This window comes from Edwardsiella tarda ATCC 15947 = NBRC 105688 (assembly GCF_003113495.2).
Lineage (GTDB): Bacteria > Pseudomonadota > Gammaproteobacteria > Enterobacterales > Enterobacteriaceae > Edwardsiella > Edwardsiella tarda.
Map to the genome: position 1 here is coordinate 1,691,890 of NZ_CP084506.1, position 17,407 is coordinate 1,709,296.

14 protein-coding genes are annotated in these 17,407 nt (G+C 58.6%); 12 read left to right on the plus strand and 2 right to left on the minus strand.

Translation table 11 applies throughout. The features are described 5' to 3' along the window. Positions 1-6 precede the first annotated feature (6 nt). From DCL27_RS07935 to DCL27_RS07990, 12 genes are all read left to right on the plus strand, one after another. A complete protein-coding gene (locus DCL27_RS07935; RefSeq protein WP_050979637.1) occupies positions 7-396 on the plus strand; it encodes a phage minor tail protein domain-containing protein in 390 nt (129 codons plus the stop codon). 8 nt (positions 397-404) lie between these two features. Further along, complete coding sequence (locus tag DCL27_RS07940; protein ID WP_035599658.1) at positions 405-728, plus strand: phage tail assembly protein T; 324 nt, start codon at positions 405-407, stop codon at positions 726-728. Continuing rightward, positions 706-3,522, plus strand: coding sequence for a phage tail tape measure protein (locus DCL27_RS07945; protein WP_035599661.1), 2,817 nt, complete (start codon positions 706-708; stop codon positions 3,520-3,522). The genes DCL27_RS07940 and DCL27_RS07945 overlap by 23 nt, the downstream gene beginning before the upstream one ends. Then, positions 3,522-3,851 (plus strand): phage tail protein, encoded by a 330-nt coding sequence (locus tag DCL27_RS07950; RefSeq protein WP_035599664.1) that lies wholly within the window; start codon positions 3,522-3,524, stop codon positions 3,849-3,851. The genes DCL27_RS07945 and DCL27_RS07950 overlap by 1 nt, the downstream gene beginning before the upstream one ends. After that, positions 3,848-4,540, plus strand: a complete 693-nt coding sequence (locus DCL27_RS07955) for a phage minor tail protein L (RefSeq protein WP_035599667.1) — start codon at positions 3,848-3,850, stop codon at positions 4,538-4,540. Before DCL27_RS07950 ends, DCL27_RS07955 begins: the two co-directional genes overlap by 4 nt. A 2-nt stretch (positions 4,541-4,542) precedes the next feature. Then, positions 4,543-5,283, plus strand: a complete 741-nt coding sequence (locus DCL27_RS07960; RefSeq protein WP_370547551.1) for a C40 family peptidase — start codon at positions 4,543-4,545, stop codon at positions 5,281-5,283. Then, positions 5,184-5,822, plus strand: coding sequence for a tail assembly protein (locus DCL27_RS07965; protein ID WP_035599675.1), 639 nt, complete (start codon positions 5,184-5,186; stop codon positions 5,820-5,822). Before DCL27_RS07960 ends, DCL27_RS07965 begins: the two co-directional genes overlap by 100 nt. A gap of 17 nt (positions 5,823-5,839) precedes the next feature. Beyond that, positions 5,840-9,181, plus strand: coding sequence for a TipJ family phage tail tip protein (locus tag DCL27_RS07970; RefSeq protein ID WP_035599678.1), 3,342 nt, complete (start codon positions 5,840-5,842; stop codon positions 9,179-9,181). 27 nt (positions 9,182-9,208) lie between these two features. Further along, positions 9,209-12,301, plus strand: coding sequence for a tail fiber protein (locus DCL27_RS07975; protein WP_181880787.1), 3,093 nt, complete (start codon positions 9,209-9,211; stop codon positions 12,299-12,301). A gap of 1 nt (position 12,302) precedes the next feature. After that, entirely contained in the window at positions 12,303-12,920 is a 618-nt protein-coding gene (locus DCL27_RS07980) for a tail fiber assembly protein (protein WP_035596473.1), read from the plus strand. Between the two features lie 991 nt (positions 12,921-13,911). After that, positions 13,912-15,342 carry an EAL domain-containing protein gene (locus DCL27_RS07985; RefSeq protein WP_223931125.1) on the plus strand — a complete coding sequence of 477 codons (1,431 nt, stop codon included), beginning with the start codon at positions 13,912-13,914 and terminating at the stop codon, positions 15,340-15,342. A gap of 127 nt (positions 15,343-15,469) precedes the next feature. Further along, positions 15,470-15,916 carry a YcgJ family protein gene (locus DCL27_RS07990; protein WP_228594496.1) on the plus strand — a complete coding sequence of 149 codons (447 nt, stop codon included), beginning with the start codon at positions 15,470-15,472 and terminating at the stop codon, positions 15,914-15,916. 107 nt (positions 15,917-16,023) lie between these two features. On the opposite strand, the gene DCL27_RS07995 is transcribed toward DCL27_RS07990, so the two are convergent. Both DCL27_RS07995 and DCL27_RS08000 read right to left on the minus strand, forming a co-directional pair. Continuing rightward, positions 16,024-16,749 carry a hypothetical protein gene (locus DCL27_RS07995; RefSeq protein ID WP_035596465.1) on the minus strand — a complete coding sequence of 242 codons (726 nt, stop codon included), beginning with the start codon at positions 16,747-16,749 and terminating at the stop codon, positions 16,024-16,026. Between the two features lie 188 nt (positions 16,750-16,937). Next, on the minus strand, positions 16,938-17,402 hold the full coding sequence (locus DCL27_RS08000; RefSeq protein ID WP_035596462.1) for a NifB/NifX family molybdenum-iron cluster-binding protein: 465 nt from the start codon (positions 17,400-17,402) through the stop codon (positions 16,938-16,940). Between the last annotated feature and the right edge of the window lie 5 nt (positions 17,403-17,407).

The following is a 17,407-nucleotide window of genomic DNA, read 5'->3' on the forward strand; positions in this document are numbered from 1 at the left end:
GGAGGGATGATGCAACTGAAGCATGACACGTTTTGCTATGGCGACGAGCAGGTCGTACTGCGAGAGCTGACGGCTTTACAGCATGTGGAATACCTGCGTTATGCGGCGGCACACCCGCCGCCTGATGCGGGTGCGGGCCTCAGCGGTATGGCCTACCTGGCGGAGATGAACAACCTCAACTGTCAGATCAACGCGTTGTTAGTGGCGATGTCGCTGGCGAGTAACGCCCCCACGCAGACGGCAGAGGAGCGGGCCGAAAGCCAGCTGCAACTGATGGCGACTTGGCCCGCCCAATTGTTGGCGGAGGCGGCTCAACGGGTATTGGCGTTGAGTCAACTGTTGGACGAGGGGCCGCCAGAAGAAGCGTCTGAGCGATCCGATGCCGCAAAGCCCTAGCGGCGGAGATGGCGTTCATCCTGCGTCTGGCGCGTGAGTTTCACCGGCCTGACTGGTGCGCCATGTTGGCCGGCATGAGTTGCAGTGAGCTGCGCGACTGGGCGTCGTTCTACCGCGAACATCTCTTCGCCGATACCCAGCTCGATCTGGAGTTCGCCGCCCTGCAATGCACGCTGGTTCGGCTGGTGGATGCCAAGGCCCGGCCCGCACTCACCGACTTTACGCTATTGATGCACGCCACCGCACCGCCGGAGAAAGACGACGCCCAGCTGATGCAGTTGGCGAGTGGCCTTATGGGGAGGGAACGGTATGTCCCAGATCAGCCAACTTGAAGTCCGACTGGATGCGGACACCGCGCAGTTCCAGGAGGGGTTAGCCCGAGCCCGTGCCGAATTGGGACTCATCGGGCAGGCCAGTCGGGAGGCGGCGCAGCAGACCCAGTCGGCATTCGACTCATTATCTCGGGCCGAGCAGATAGCCCTCAACCGTCTGAAGTCAGCCATCGATTCCACGACCCGGGCACTGACACAGCTAGAACGTCAGCAACGCCAGCTTCAAGCACAATTTGCGGCTGGGAACCTGACCCAAGCCGAATATGCCCGTTATATGCAGGTGCTCGACCGTAACCTGCAAGGGGTGATCAGTCGTGAGCGTCTATTGAAAACCGCCTCGACGGGGTGTACCGAGGCGCTACAACGTCAGCAAAAAATGGTGCAGCGCCTCAATATCAGCCACGGCCAATATCAAATGGCGCTCCGTCTGCTACCGATGCAGATGACCGACGTGGTGACCCAGCTCGCCAGCGGCCAGAACCCGTTACTGATCCTGATCCAGCAGGGTGGCCAGGTTCGGGATTCGTTCGGTGGGATCCGTAATACCTTTATTGCTTTGAGCCAGGTGATCTCCCCGCTGAGCCTGTTGCTGGTCGGTCTGGCGGGGGCCGGTGGCGCGTGGGCCTATGCCCTGTATCAGGCCGATCAGGAGCAGCGCCAGTTTCAGCGAGGGCTAATCTTGACTGGCCACTATGCCGGCCTGACGACGTCGCAGCTACAACGTCTAGCTCAGAGCCTGGCAGGTGACGGTGTCACGCGTCACGGCATGGCCGATTCCCTGGCGCAGGTGGTGAGCAGTGGTGCCTTTTCCGATGCACAGGTTGCGCGTGTCGCTCGCGCCGCCGCCCAGATGGCGCAGGCCGTCGGGCAATCGGTCGAGGAGACCATCAGCCAGTTTACGCGGCTGCAGCAGGAACCGCTGAGCGCGGTGCAAGCGCTGGATGAGGCCTTACACTTCCTGAGCGCTGCCACCCTACAGCAGATCGCCACGCTGGAAGATCAAGGGCGGCGCAGTGACGCCGCGCGTCTCGCCATCGATGCCTATGCCTCCGCGCTGAATGAGCGAGCGCATGCAATCCGGGACGACTTAGGCTACCTGGAGGCGGCTTGGCATGCCGTTTCGGACACGGCTGCCGCCGCCTGGGAGTCGATGCTAAACCTGGGGCGTGAGCAGACATTAGAGGCGCGGATTGCGGCGCTAGCGCAGCAGATCCAGGCCGGAGGGCGCCAATTCGGCGCGGTGTTCGTTCCGGCCAATCAGCAAGATCATGCCCAGTTGGCTCGCCTACGGGAAGAGAAGTACCAGCGCGATGTCGCTGCCGCCCGGGATAAGGCTGAACGGCAGGAGCAGGAGCGGCAGAAGCGCCAGTTAGCCGCCAACCGCCATTGGCAGGCGCTCTACGAAAGTGAGGAGCAACAACATCAGCGCCGCCTCGAGGCGATCCGTAACAGCGCCGCCAGCGAAGCAGTTAAGCAGGCGGCATTGGCGGAGGAGCGTCGTCGCTACCAAAGCCGCCAGGATCGTCGCCATGCGCCCCGGGAGGACGAGGGGCAACGTCTGTTAGCTCAGTACCGTCAGCGCCAAGCTCAACTCGATGCCGAGCTGGCGAAGGCACGTCAGGCTAATGGCAGTCAGTTGCTCGATGCCGAACGGCAGCGGCTGCAACTGCAGCAACGCCTCAGCGATATGCAGGGGCGTCAACTGAGCGATAACGACAAGAGCCTGCTGGCCAATCGACAACAGCTGGAGCTTCTCTTGGCGCAAAACATGGCGCGGGAGACGGCCTTGGCGCGCCAACAGGCATTAAATGCCCTGCAACGGAAGGGAGATCAGCTGGCCCAACAAGCCAGCCAAGAGATGGAGAGGGCGCGTTACCAGCAAGAGAGCCTGCTGGCCGGCACACAACTGGGTAATCAGGCGCGTCAGCGTTTACAGCAGGCCTTGGCCCTACGCCAATACTACCAAACACGCCTGGATCAACTGGAGCGGGATAGCCGCGCCAAGGGGACCCAGGAGAGCGACGCCTATCGCCAGGTTACCGCGGCGTTACGGGATAACTTGGCGCAACGTCTGGCGTTGTTAGAGCGCTACCACGCTCAGGTAGATGCACAGGAGAGCAACTGGCAGTTGGGCGCGATCCGGGCGCTGAATAATGTGGCGGAGCAGGGGGAACAGGTGGCGACGCTGACCGAGGGGGTCTTTACCCGGGCCTTCGATGGCATGGGCGACGCGCTGGCGCACTTCGCCCTGACGGGCAAGCTGGAGTTTCGCAGCTTCGCCGCCTCGGTGCTGAGCGATTTGGCCAAGATGGAGCTCCGCATCGCCACCTCCAAAACCTTGGGGTTGCTGTTGAACTTTGGTCGCAGCCTGTTAGGGGGCAGCAATGAGGGATACGGCGCTAATGCTTTTGACAACGGCATGTACAACCATCTTCGTTTCAATGCCCTCGGTGGCGTCTACCGTACCCCCAGTCTCCATCGCTACAGTGGCACGGTAGTCAGTCATCCCACCGTCTTCGCCTTTGCGCAGGGCGCGGGGATCATGGGGGAAGCGGGGGCGGAGGCGATCTTACCGCTGCGCCGAGCCGCGGACGGTAAGCTGGGTGTCGTCGCCAGCGGTGTAGTCCGAGAGAGCAACTTCTCCCCGGTCTACAACATCACGATCAACAACGATGGTCAGCGGGGAGAGATTGGCCCACAGGCCTTGGCCGCCATCTACGAGGTGAGCCGGCGCAGCGTGGCGGACTACTTGGCGACGCAACGGCGTGACGGCGGCTTACTGGGAGAACCCTGATGGAAACCTTTCGCTGGCCAATCCGCCCCGATCTGGTGATCGTGTCGCAGCCGCGGGTCAGCCGAATCCGGTTCGGCGATGGCTACGAACAGCGTCGTCCGGATGGTTTGAATGCCGATCTTAAGATCTACAGCGTGACCTTAGTGGCATCCCTCGCCGAGGGGGCACTGCTGGAGGCGTTCTTCGCCCGTCATGGTGGCGTCGACGCGTTTCGTTGGACACCGCCGTACGGTTACCGTCCGATCAACGTGCTCTGCCGCCAATGGCGGTCGGTTCGTCACGCGCGCAAGATAACCTTTACCGCTGACTTTGAACAGGTGGTCGCATGATACCGTCATCGATGCAACAGGAGGCGAGTCGCCTGAGCCAATCCGCTCGCCTGGATGTGTGGGAGGTCGATCTGACCGCCATCGGTGGCGAACGTCATTTTTTCACCAACCAGCACAATGAAAAGGGGCAGGACATCGTCTGGCAGGGGCGGACGTATATCGCCTATCCCGTTACCGGTAGCGGCTTTACCTTCAATGGTCGCGGGCCAGCTAACCGTCCCGAGCTGCACCTCTCCAATCTCTTTGGTCTGCTTACCGCTATGGTCGAGGATTACGACGGGCTGGTGGGTGGCAGTGTGATACGCCGTACCCTCTATGCCCGCTTTTTGGATGCGGTGAACTTCTATCAGGGCAATCCCGAGGCTGATCCGGAGCAGGAACAGGTACAACACTACCGGATCGAGCAGGTGGTAAATGTCACGCGAGATAGTGTGCGAGTGGTGTTATCCGCACCGACGGAAAGTGACGGCGCCCTTTGCCCTGGGCGCATCATGCTGGCCGACGTTTGCGCATGGATCTACCGCAGCGAAGAGTGCGGCTACCTGGGGCCCCCCGTGGCGGATGCCCTCGACCGACCCACTCAAGATCCCGCCGCCGACCAATGCAGTAAGACACGCCGTGCCTGTGAGTTACGGCACAACATCGACAGTTATGGCGGCTTTCTCTCCATCAATAAACTGACCCAATAGGTATCGCCATGCTTGATGACGACATTCTGGCGCATGCGGCACGCATGGCGCCGGCGGAGTCCTGCGGCTTTGTGATACGAACGCCAATGGGCGAACGCTACCTACCATGCAAAAACCGCTCACTGGAGCCGAGGCGCTATTTTCGCATGACCCCACAGGATTACCTCCAAGCCAGTGCACGCGGTGAGCTGGTCGCCCTGGTTCATAGCCACCCACATGGCGATCCTTATCTCAGCGCCGCCGATCGGCGGCTTCAGATCGCCAGTGCCTTACCTTGGTGGCTGGTCTGCGAGGGGCGTATCGCCCGTTATCGACCTGTTCCATTACTACTGGGACGCCCCTTCGTGCATGGCCATGCCGACTGTTATGCCTTGCTGCGCGACGCCTATCACCTTGCAGGGATCGCGTTGCCGGCCATGCACTACGACGCTGACTGGTACCAACAGGGCGCCGATCTTTACCTGCAAGAGCTGCCCCGTAACGGGTTTTCCCGTATCCCTCTGGCGGCAGCCCAGGCTGGCGATGTGTTGCTGTGCTGCTTCGGCTGTTCGGTCGCGAACCATGCCGCCATTTACTGTGATGACGGGCAGTTACTGCACCATCTCCCTAACCAACTCAGCAAACGGGAAGGATATAGCGAACGATGGCAACGACAGACTCACTCCCTCTGGCGCCACCACGCCTGGCACGCATCTGCCTTTACGGCGATCTGCAACGATTTGGCCGCCGCCACGCTCTGTTAGCCGCTACGGCAGCGGAGGCGGTTTATGCCTTGGCTAGCCAATTACCGGCGCTACGCCGCCAACTGTTACAGGGATGGTATCAAGTCCGTCTCGCTGGCGAGGACATGACGACCGAGATCTTGGCGCAGCGCCTGCACGAGCCGCTGCCCGATCGGGCGGTGATCCACATCGTCCCACGCCCAGTCGGCGCCAAAAGCGGCTTTATCCAAACTATCCTGGGCGCGGCGTTTGTCGCCTTTGCCGCCTGGAACCCGCTGGGGTGGTCTAGCGCAGTGATCGGCGGCCTTGTCGCCAGCGGCGGCGGACTAGCGCTGAGCGGCGTTGCCATGATGCTGACGCCGATGCCCAAGACACCAAGCCTGCAGCGTGCGGATAACGGCAAACCCAACACCTACTTCTCCAGCCTGGATAACCTGGTCGCCCAAGGGAACCCGGTACCGGTGGTCTACGGCGAGATCATGGTGGGGTCACGGGTCATCTCACAGGAGGTGAGCGTGTGGGATGAGCAAGGCGACGTCATCGTCGTCGGCATGCGCTAACGACAGAGGAATGGCATATGGGTAAGGGCAGGGCTAAACAACATACCCCCTATGAGGCACCGGATAGCCTGAAATCGACGCAGAGGCTCAGCATCATCGATGCGATTAGTGAGGGGCCGATAGAGGGCCCCGTCGCAGGATTAGCCAGCGTTTACCTCAACGATACGCCTGCCATCGATGATGAAGGTAACAGCAACATCAATGGCCTGACGGTGATCTACAACGCCGGTACTCAAGAGCAGGCTGCATTAGAGGGATTCGAGGCATCGGGTGCGGAGACGATCATTGGATCTGAGGTAAAGGCCACCACCCCGATCACGCGTACCATCACGTCAGCCAACATAGACCGTTTACGCCTGACGCTCGGTGTGGTCGCGTTACAGTCGGTCAGCGACGAAGGCGATCGCGATATCAGCAGCGTCACCCTACGGATCCAGCTGCAACGCGACGGCCATTGGCAGGACACCAGTGAGCTGACCCTCCGCGGCAAGACGACCAGCCAGTTTCTGACCTCCGTGGTGCTAGACGATCTACCGCCGCGCCCCTTTGGTGTCCGGGTGGTGCGTGTCACCCCGGATAGCACCAGCGATCAGCTGCAAAACCGTACCCTATGGTCGAGTTATACCGAGATCATCGATATTCGCCAACGCTACCCCAATACGGCCGTTGTAGGGCTATTGGTCAACAGCGAGCAGTTCGGGAGCCAGCAGGTGCGCCGTACCTACTTGGTGCGTGGGCGCATCATTCAGGTTCCGGCCAACTACGATCCGCTCACTCGCCATTATGAGGGGCTCTGGCAGGGCGACTTCAAGGCGGCCTGGAGCAACAACCCCGCCTGGGTTCTGTATGATCTTCTGACCCATCCCCGCTATGGCCTAGGGCGGCGTGTCGGCGCTCTCAGCGTGGATAAATGGGCGCTGTATGCCATCGCCCGCTACTGCGATCAACCTGTACCCGATGGCTACGGCGGTAGCGAACCGCGTATGACGTGCAACGCCAGCCTGAGCGAACAGCGCAAGGCTTACGATGTGATCAACGACCTCTGCTCCATCATGCGGTGTATGCCGGTCTGGAACGGTCAGACGCTTACCTTCGTGCAGGATCGCCCGTCCGACGCGGTCTGGTCTTATAGCAACGCCAATGTGGTTGAGGGGCGTTTCAATTACACCTTCAGCGCATTGAAGGCCCGCCATAGCGCCGCCGAGATCCGCTTCGTCGATCCCGACAACGGTTGGCGTGTTTCGACCGAATATGTGGCGGATGAGGGGATGATTGCCCGCTATGGACTGAACGTCCTCAAATTGGACGCGTTCGGCTGCACCTGTCGAGGCCAGGCGTACCGCATGGGGCTTTGGGCGCTGACCAGTGAAAAACTGGAAACCCAGATGGTGACCTTTAGCTTGGGGATGGAGGGGATCCGCCATCTCCCCGGCGATATCATCGAAATTTGCGATAACGACTATGCTGGCATTGCGCTTGGGGGGCGCTTGCTGGAGGTCGGCGAAGGATGGGTTCGCCTCGACCGCCCGGTTAACGTGGAGACGTTCACGCAGTTGCTGGTGGCGGACCGACAGGGGCGTCAAGTCAGCGTAGCCATTCATGGCCAACCGGCTCCGGATCAGCTACATGTTTCCGCTCTGCCTCCCGGATGCGTCGCGTTCGACTGTTGGAGTCTCCGTCAGGCGTCGTTACGTCCACGCCTGTTCCGCTGCTTGGAGATCGTGGAGAACGGCGATGGCAGCTATGGCGTGACGGCACTGCAACATGTACCGGAGAAGGAATCGATAGTCGATAACGGGGCTCATTTCGATCCCAAGCCGCCCACCATCTACGGCATCGTGCCGCCGGCGGTGCAACATCTGACGGTGGAGATTAGCGAAGCGGGCGGCCAATATCAGGCCTGGGTACGCTGGGATACCCCACGAATGGTTAACGGCATCCGTTTTCTCCTGCAACTGAAGATCCAGGATGGGGAGGTGCAGCGCTTAGTCGGCAACTACACTACAAGCGCCTGCGAATACCGCCTCTACGGGCTGACGTTGGGTCACTACCAGCTCAGTGTGCGTTCGGTCAGTGTCAGTGGGCTACGAGGCGACCCGACCGAGATCCGCTTTGTCATTGCGGCGCCAGAAGCGCCGATCGAGGTGGCCATTACGCCGGGCTATTTTCAGTTCACCGTAACGCCACGCCAGACCCTGTTTAATCCTGAGACACAATTCGAATTCTGGTTCAGCCCCCGGCGTCTGCACGATCTCGATCAGATCGTCACCCAGGCGAGTTATCTGGGGAGTGGGCGCTTTTGGGTGGTCTCCGGCGCGATGATCCGCCCAGGGCAGAATTACTACCTGTACGTTCGTAGTGTTAATGCCGTTGGCAAATCAGCCTTCGTCGAGGCTGTCGGCCAGGCCAGTAACGATGCCGCCGGTTATCTGGACTTCTTTGCCGGACAGATCGGCCGCACACATCTGGCCCAGGCGCTCAGGGAGCAGATCGCGTTAGGGGCTGAAAGCAGCGGTCAAATCGAGGAAATCAACCAAAGCTGGCAGGACTTGCAGGGTAGACTCAACACCCTGTGGGGCGTACGGGTACAGCAGTTACAGGATGGCCGTCACTATATCGCCGGCTTGGGTGTCGGCATCGAGAATGACGCTCAGGGGGAGGTGCAGAGTCAAATCCTGTTGTTGGCCGATCGTTTGGTGATGCTCGACCCGGATAACGGTGCTACGACGCCGCTATTCGTCGTGCAAGAAGGCCAGATGTGGCTGAACGAGCTGCTGCTTAAGCGGCTGATCGCCGCCTCTATTATCTCATCGGGGAATCCTCCTACCTTCGTCCTCACCCCGGAGGGGGCGCTGTTTGCGCGTCAGGCGGATATCAGTGGCCATGTCAATGCCACCAGTGGCCGTCTTAGCCATGTCACCATCGATGAGAGCTGCGAAGTGAAGGAGATCCGCGCCGAAACCATCAAGGGCGATATCGTCAAGGTCATCACGCTGAGGCTGGGCACGCCGTTGCAGATCAGTGCCGCCCCCTTCGATCGCCTACTGTTTGCCATGCCGGTCGCAGCCCACGGTACGACCTCGACCAATACCACCAGCTCAGGGAAGGATGGGCGGGATATCAGCAGTACTAGCTACTCTGGGACACGGATAGGTATCAACATCAATGGCCGAGAGGTGGTGGTCGCTAACCAACTTGGCTCAGGGGTCGATGTGGGGACAGCTATCGAGCCCATCCCTGCCGCAACGAATATTACGCTGGAGTTGTGGGTTGAAAAGGGAAATAGCAACCATATGCGGCGTTATACCGATGACCAGACTATCTCAATGACGCTCAACTGCCTGCTGTACAAGGCCTAAATTGCGACGATGTACACGAGGGATACCATGACGGTGACGATTTCCGGCAATCTAAAGGATGGGACGGGTCAACCGATCGCCCATGCTGAACTGACGCTACTGGCTACACACACTACCCAGGAGGTGCTGGCGCATACGCATGCCACGGTGATCACCTCCGCTCAGGGAGCCTACTCTATGGCGGTACTCCCGGGGCGCTATGACATCACCCTCTCAGTCGAAAACTATCCACCGCAAAAAGTCGGGACCATCAATGTGAGCGAGGACGCCAAGGAGGGTTCGTTAAATGATTTTTTGGTGATGCTGACGGAGGAAGATCTTCGCCCGCACGTGGTCCGCCGCTTTGAGGAGATGGTCTCGCAGGTCAGCGCACAGCAACGCAGCATCCTTGACCAGCAGCGGCACACAGCGCAGATCCATAGCCAAGTGGAGAGTACCGCCGAGCAGATCGAGCAACAGGCACAGCAGGTGGCCACCTTGGCGCGTACGGCTCAGACCAGCCAACAACAGGCTGAGCGTGCGCAAGGAACGGCTACGCGCGGTGCGCAAACGGCGCAACGAAGTCAACGCGCGGCGGTTGCCGCCGAAAATGCCGCCGCGCAGAGTGCTCAGTCGGCAGCGCGTAGCCAGCAGGAGGCCTTAGCCGCGAAAACGGCGACAGAGCAGCTCCTCCAGCAGACACAGCTCAGTGCGCAGGATGCTGAGGTGAGTCAACGGGCGGCGCTCTCCTCTGCCGAGGACGCACGGCACAGCGCTCAGGCCGCCGCACAGGCGGCGGAGCAGGCGGCCAGCCAGACGGTGACGCAGCTAACCGAGGCGGTCAGGGATGAGCGGGAACAGGTGGCAGATCTACACCGTCAGGTGGAGGAGGCCGCTGAGCGGGGCGAGCAACAGGCACAGCAGGCCACGGCGCAAGCCGATGCGGCGCACGCCAGCCAACAAGCGGCCAGTGCGGCAGCGAGTGCCGCCGAACAATCCGCACATCAAGCGCAGGGTAGCCAGCAGGAGGCAGCCACCTCGGCGGCGCAGTCTCAGCGCAGTGCGCAAACGGCGCAGTCTAGCCAGCGGAGCATGGCGGTTGCTGCGGATCACATCGTCAAAAGCGCTCAGACTCTGCACAGTGACCAGCAGCATCTCAACAACTTGAGAAAGGATGTCGAATATTGGCAGGATAGAGCCAGGTGTTGGGCGGATGACGCTAAAACGTACGCCGGCCGTGCCGCAGGGAGTGAATTTGACGCGAGATCCTCTTTGTTAGGGACAAGAGATCTCCGCGAAAACATCTTAGAGATTGCAGCGGAGATAGACGAGAGTGTGCGGCAGGCAGAGGCTGCCGCGTCACAGGCAGCCGAACGGGCCGCTAGCGAGGCGGCGACCCTGGCAGCAGAGCGCGCCGCCGCACAAGCCAGTGAGCAGGCTGCGGCCCAGTTGACGCAGATTTTCAGCGATGACCTTGCGCAAACGCAACAGCATCAACAGGCGGCTGCCGCCTCAGAGGCTGCGGCACAGCGTGCAGTGAAGAGCGCTGAGGAAATACTAGAGCAGGAACACGCGCGGACAAATGCTGTGTTACAGCAGGCGAACGAGGCCGCTGAAAATGCAGAGCAGTATGCGCATCAGGCTGAAATATCGCTAGAGGGAGCACGCGAAGCGGCTGAAAATGCGCAAGATTCAGCCTTACTTGCCCAGTCTGCCAAACAAGATACTGCCCAGTATGTCGCGGAGGTACAGGCGCATACGCGTCAGGTGGTCTTATCGGCGCAACAAGTTAAGGATGACACCGATACCAGTGTGCAGCTGGCAGAGGAAGTGGCTCAATTAGCGCAGACCACCCGATCTCTGGTGGTGAAAGGCCAGGAGCACGTTGAACGCATCGAGCGAGAGCTTCAGCTAAATGAGGATAAGGCACCGCTAGCGAGTCCGGCTTTTACCGGGCATCCCACGGCGCCGACGCCGGATAAGTCGGCTGCCGGACAAGAGATTGCGACCGCGGCCTTTGTGTTGGCGCAGATAGCGCAGTTGATTAACGCTTCTCCGACGGCGCTGGATACCTTACAGGAGCTGGCCGCAGCGCTCGGTAACGATCCCAATTTTTCGTCAACGGTGATGACGATGATTGGCCAGAAGCTGGATAAGGCGCAAAACGGGGCTGATATTCCGGATAAGGCCCGTTTTCTGGAGAATATTGGTATCGTTGAGGCGACGACCTCGCGCAAAGGCATCGTGCAGTTGAGCGACAGCGTCAACAGCTTCAGTTCCACCCAGGCAGCCACCCCATGGGCGGTAACGCGGGCGTATGACGCAGCCACCCGTGCCGCTAGTACCAACCAGGCCGGACGGGTGCAGCTCAACGACAGTATCAGCAGCACCAGCACCACCCAGGCAGCGACGGCCAATGCGGTGAAGCTCGCCTATGACGAGGCCACCCGTGCCGCTAGTACCAACCAGGCCGGACGGGTTCGGCTTAACGACAGTATCAGCAGCACCAGCACCACCCAGGCAGCGACGGCCAATGCGGTGAAGCTCGCCTATGACGAGGCCACCCGTGCCGCTAGTACCAACCAGGCCGGACGGGTTCGGCTTAACGACAGTATCAGCAGCACCAGCACCACCCAGGCAGCAACGCCCAACTCGGTGAAGCTCGCCTATGACAGAGCCTCTGAAGCTCTCCCTGTAGGCACACCCTGTCCCTGGCCCAGCCTCAACATCCCATCAGGTTGGATCAAGTGCGCAGGGCAATCATTTTCAACATCGTCATATCCCGATCTGGCCAGGGCATATCCCAATGGCAGATTGCCTGATTTGCGTGGGGAATTTATCCGGGGATATGACGATGGTCGGGGTGTTGACAGTGGGCGCAGTATATTAACAGCACAAGGCGATGCAATTCGAAATATCACAGGTACTGTGACGGGCATATCTGAAACATTCAGCTATTCCGGCTCGGGCTCGGGGGTATTTCAACGGACATCGTCAGGTCCCGGTGCGGATGGTACACCGAGATCTGTTGACTGGTCGAATGCGGGAACGTTGGATTTTGATGTATCACGAGTCGTACCAACGGCGAATGAGAACCGTCCGCGTAACGTCGCCTTTCTCTATATCGTGAGGGCTGCATAATATGGAATATCAACTTACACCATCTCAGGCTGAATTCAACAAAAAGCGGTTAGCTAAAACAGCTGGCTGGGTGCTGCTATACCATGCCAATGAAACTACTCGCGAATACTGCGGCGCCAGCTATGACTATGTGATGGAAGGGGTCGGTATCCCCGCCTATAGCTATCTGGATGCCCCAACTCAACCGAAAGCTGGGCTCGCCTTGGTTCGCTCGCCGGATGACCAGCGCTGGGAAGAGGTAGCCGACCACCGAGGCGAGGTGGTCTGGGACACCGAGAGCCGCCAACCCAGCACGATTCAGGTATTGGGTGAGATCCCTCCGCGCTTTACTACGCAGGCCCCCACATCCCCCTTTGATGTTTGGGCGGGAGAGTCGTGGGTAAAGGATAAGCAGGCCGAGCAACGCGTGCGGTTAGAGCAGGATCAACAGCACAAGGCACACCTGTTGGAGCTGGCTTCGCAGCGTATTCAGTTATTGACGGACAAACTCGAACTGGATGAGACACAAGATAGCACTGCGCTAAGCCAACGCCTGAATGACTGGCGAAGATACCGGTTACAAGTGGATGACATCATCCCGACGGGAGAGGCAATCATCTGGCCAGCGCCGCCTGAATAAGGGGACGAGGCGCGGCTGCTTGTACCATAACTCACACAACCGCCAGCAGGTGCGGACCTTCGGTAGCTCGCCTCCAGTATCTCTAACGCGCTTGCTCTGCCATGAAATCGCCCCCCACAGCAACACATATAACCTTAGATCATGCCCCCTGTCGTAACCGACAACAGGGGGTAATGCTCGACAACACACGACAACACACGACAACGCGTTGGAGTAGCTCATATCGAGGGGAGAGGTAGTTTCATCTGGTTACAAATAAACCGCTGCTCAGGGGGGAGAAAGGAGGGCTACGCAGCGTCTTCTTCTGCCCATCATGCCCAGGAGGCGGTTGACGGGCTGTGTAGCTGAGGGGCGATATTCGGCCAAATGGACTATTATCACTTAATGGAATTTTTCAGAATATTCCTGCGTGTTCAAGATATTAGCCGGAAGGTGGCTAGTGTAGGATAGGGAGGAAGTGGGGATGCGCAGGCGATCGAAAAATCTGCAACTGATTGATTTTGAAGTGGATAAAAAAAGACCTGACACGATTCCTGTATCAGGTCTAGGGGAATGGCTCTTGTGGAGAGCCGTGCGCTAAAAGTTGGCATTATGCAGGCATGGATCGCCTTGCCTATTAATCGTAGTGCATCTGTGGCGTTTTGCCAGTGAGGCCCAGTCGGATGAGTTGGGGGAGGTAGCACGTCGGGTTAGGGGATCGACGATATCGGGAGGGTCGATGGCCGTCGGAGCCGATGGTGCCGTGGGGTCGTTTCGACAAAGTCGGTGAGATAAAGTCCCTAGAGTGAGGGCGGTTAATGGCGCTTTGCTATAATCGTCTAGGATCACGCAGAGGGGGTTGTTGTGTGGAATGTTCGCCACTGTTTCATCATACACATGCCATAAGTGGGGTAAGACTGGGGGCGATATGAGTCAGGAAAGGGTAAAAAAAGTTATTGCTAAAAAATTACTCATTGCGTTTGTCTCTGGATTCGGTGTATTCGTTATCTTGATGCTTTGCTTGCTTATTTTTTCGATTAAGGCGCTGTATAAAGACACAAATCTCAAGGTCGATTTCGCCCGCCAACATATCGATGGTATCCTGGGTCATGCCAAAACGGCGGCGCAATCGACCAGTCATTTGTTGGGACGCACTTGCTCCGAGTCGGTGATGAATGCGTTGATTCATCAAGTGACCTTAACGCCGAATGTCCGCTCCCTCGAGTTATTCTCAAAGGCGGGAGGTTACTGTACCTCATTGTATAAAGAGGTGTCGGGAGTCGAGCGTAAAAAAATAGAACAGGTCAATGGCCTCTATCTCTTGGCCGGGGATGCGGCGACCCCTTCGCTACCGGTGTTATTCTATAGCTATAAGACGGCGCAAGGCACGGTACTAGTGGGGGTGGATGGCTATTTCATCGCTAATACGCTACGTGTGATCAATACCTTTCCTCGCGTCTACTTTGGGGTGAGTGGTGAGATTTTATCGGCTGAGGGGCGAGTGACCCCTAAGCTTTCGCGGATGCCGCAGGGCTATCATGTTATCACCTCTGATTACGGCTACACGATAATTTATATTATTACCAAGCGCACCATATTAACCAACCTGATAGATAACTACTTGCTGGGGATATATTTAAGCCTACTGCTTGGGCTATTCGCCATGCTAGCGGTATTTCTACGTTTGAATCGACCCTTATCGATTACCGAGTTAATTCGTAACGGTATTAAAAATAACGAGTTTGTCCCTTATATTCAGCCGATCGTTGATCTGAAAACCAACAGCGTCACCGGCGGTGAAATTTTAATCCGCTGGCTCCGTCCAGGGATCGGCATGATTCCGCCGAATCAATTTATCCCGGCGGCAGAGGACTCTGGATTGATCGTGCCGATGACTCGGCAGTTGATCTTGGATACGCGGGAGGCATTACGTGGCAGAGTGTCGAAGCGGATACATATCGGTTTTAATATTAGCCAGAAATATCTTCAGCATCGGAGCATCGTCGCAGACTGTGACCATTTCTTACAGGCATTCGATACGCGCCAGTTAGAACTCACGCTAGAGTTGGTTGAACGCGATGAGATTGCCTCGAAGAGTGAGGTCAAGGAGAACTTCGAGCGCTTGAAGGGGTTGGGCGTGACCTTTGCCCTCGACGACTTCGGTACCGGTTATTCGACCTATTCTTATCTGCAAAAATTTCATGTCGATTATATTAAGATCGATAAGAGTTTTATTCAGATGATCGGCCTGGATGAAATCTCCAGCCATATTGTGAACAACGTTATCGAGTTGGCGGGGAGTCTACATTTAAAGATTATCGCCGAGGGGGTCGAGACGGAGCAGCAAGAAGCCTATCTGAAGGCGCACGATGTGCTGTACTTGCAGGGGTATCGTTATAGCCAGCCGATTCCCTTACAGGCGTTTATCCGGCGTTATCTCTAATCGGTACAGAGCGCAGTGTGTGGCTTGCCGTGTCCATTATCGCGGGTGGGGGGAGATTCCCAGCCATGACGACTGGCGCAGATGGCGTGTGATATCCACAAGTCGAGACATGATGATGAGGGTTAACGTGAGTAATGCAACGATGACGGTGAGCCGGGGTTTATTTGTCGGCGTATTGTGGGCGCTATCGTCACTGACACAGGTGCATGCCGCCGATAAGACGGCGTTGCATTCACCGCAAGCGGGGGTTCTGTGTGATAGCTATATTTGCGCCGATGCGCAGGGTGTTTCGCGCACCTTGACGGAGCGTTATTTGGGGGCGCGTGTCGCGCAGCGGGTGTTCTCGCAGGGTGACTTCGACCGGACGGCGTTCACCTTCGCGAACGGTATTTTTTGCGATACTCACGAGCGTCTGTGCCGCGAAGATCGTTATTACGGTAGCGATGGCAAACACAGTGGAGCGATCTCAGCCCACTATACGGCGTTATTATTTCCGCCTGCCTCGGAGTCGCCACAGATCAAGGGGCCCGCAGGTGATGCTAACGACGCTACGCCAGGCATAGCAGGAAAGTGACGCGCAGGCCCTATCTTGGGTCCGGCGTCACTCGCCGTGCGTCATGAATTGCATATCCGGCGAGGCGCTAAGAGGTGTCTCTCGGCGCCGTGCGTCATCGCCCTTCGTTAGCCGCCGGTGATGGCGGCGGCAGGAACCTCATAGCGTTCGTGGCCGCAGCGAATAAGAAACAGATCATCCTGCTGCTGCCAGGTAAAGGTCATATCGCCATCGGCCTGGCTGAGATCGGCATTCAGCGGCTTGCCGTGCGCAAAGAACAGCGTGCGTTGGCGCTGGTCGGGCAAGGTAAGCGTCAGGGTGGCATCACCGTTAGCTTGACGCGTGACGCTGAACGGGCATTGCCCCATCGGCTGACCACTGTGCTGGGCGCAGGGTAGCGTGCCGCTGGCGTTGTGCTGCGACGTGGGGCGACTGGCCGAGGTGCCCTGGATACGGATCGTCAGCGTGAAAGGATGGGCTGTCGAGGAGTCTTTGGCGGCCCCCATCTGGTAAAGGCGCACCGTATATTGCCCCTTGGTCGGTAAGCTCCCCTGGTAGTGATCACCCTCGATCGAACCATTGAATAGTGCTTCGCCGTGATTACCTGGGGCTAACAGGTTGAAATAGGTGGAGCTTTTCCCATTGAGCGTCACACTCATCTGCTGTCCTTGCGCGGCGACTAAGGTGTAGTCGAGGGTGTCATTCCCCTGGATACTGCCATGGAGGGTTGTTCCTGATTGCCCTTTGGGAAACTGTACCGTATGACGGATGATGCCGTCGTCCGCCGCCGCATAGGCGGGAGCGAGGGTGGCGCAGCTCAGGAGTGCCAGCGCGATACATGAGTAGCGTTTCATGGTGGACCTCTTGGTGGCGAAAGAATAGCGTAGGCCAGAGTCTGTAAGGATAGTATCGCGAGTGGTGAATACGCGAATCATCACGGATGATTATTGTTACCCATTGTGAATGGATCGTGGCGGCGGAGTATGGAGCGCAACGCGGAGTCGAGGGTGGGCCCACGCGTTGAGCGTGGGCCGACGCTGGGCTACCCTTGACGGCAGCGAATGATGTGGGGGACGCCGCTTGGACGCGGTTGCAAGCGCGTAGGCGTCGTCACCTGCTTCGCACTCCCCCCACAACCACAGGCGTGGCCGGCGTGGTGCGGTTTACGCGGGGGGCGCGCCTGGCTCGCATCGGTCAGTTGGGCGAGGTTACACTCCTCCAGGCAATAGTCCGCCTGCCATTCACCGCCGTGCGCCAGGCGGATCTCGATCCCCAGCGCGAGCAGGCGTTGGGCCATGTGCTGGCCGACATTACGCACCACCAGGCGGCGGATCTGCCCTTGGCGCAGTAGCGCCAGTAGCTGTTTCTTTCCTGAACATTGTTCGCTGGCGGCAGGATTCGCGTAGCGAGCGACTTCCTCCCCGTTGGCGTTGAAAAAGGCCAGTTGTGGCGCACGGGCCAGGTGGCCGGCGATGCGTGCGCCGTGCATCGGTATTGCGGTTAACATCGTGA

Bases quoted from the DNA above. Each gene is read 5' to 3' on its own strand.
- DCL27_RS07935 (WP_050979637.1), top strand. From the start codon at position 7: ATGATGCAACTGAAGCATGACACGTTTTGCTATGGCGACGAGCAGGTC.
- DCL27_RS07940 (WP_035599658.1), top strand. From the start codon at position 405: ATGGCGTTCATCCTGCGTCTGGCGCGTGAGTTTCACCGGCCTGACTGG.
- DCL27_RS07945 (WP_035599661.1), top strand. From the start codon at position 706: ATGTCCCAGATCAGCCAACTTGAAGTCCGACTGGATGCGGACACCGCG.
- DCL27_RS07950 (WP_035599664.1), top strand. From the start codon at position 3,522: ATGGAAACCTTTCGCTGGCCAATCCGCCCCGATCTGGTGATCGTGTCG.
- DCL27_RS07955 (WP_035599667.1), top strand. From the start codon at position 3,848: ATGATACCGTCATCGATGCAACAGGAGGCGAGTCGCCTGAGCCAATCC.
- DCL27_RS07965 (WP_035599675.1), top strand. From the start codon at position 5,184: ATGGCAACGACAGACTCACTCCCTCTGGCGCCACCACGCCTGGCACGC.
- DCL27_RS07970 (WP_035599678.1), top strand. From the start codon at position 5,840: ATGGGTAAGGGCAGGGCTAAACAACATACCCCCTATGAGGCACCGGAT.
- DCL27_RS07975 (WP_181880787.1), top strand. From the start codon at position 9,209: ATGACGGTGACGATTTCCGGCAATCTAAAGGATGGGACGGGTCAACCG.
- DCL27_RS07980 (WP_035596473.1), top strand. From the start codon at position 12,303: ATGGAATATCAACTTACACCATCTCAGGCTGAATTCAACAAAAAGCGG.
- DCL27_RS07985 (WP_223931125.1), top strand. From the start codon at position 13,912: ATGCTTTGCTTGCTTATTTTTTCGATTAAGGCGCTGTATAAAGACACA.
- DCL27_RS07995 (WP_035596465.1), bottom strand. From the start codon at position 16,749: ATGAAACGCTACTCATGTATCGCGCTGGCACTCCTGAGCTGCGCCACC.
- DCL27_RS08000 (WP_035596462.1), bottom strand. From the start codon at position 17,402: ATGTTAACCGCAATACCGATGCACGGCGCACGCATCGCCGGCCACCTG.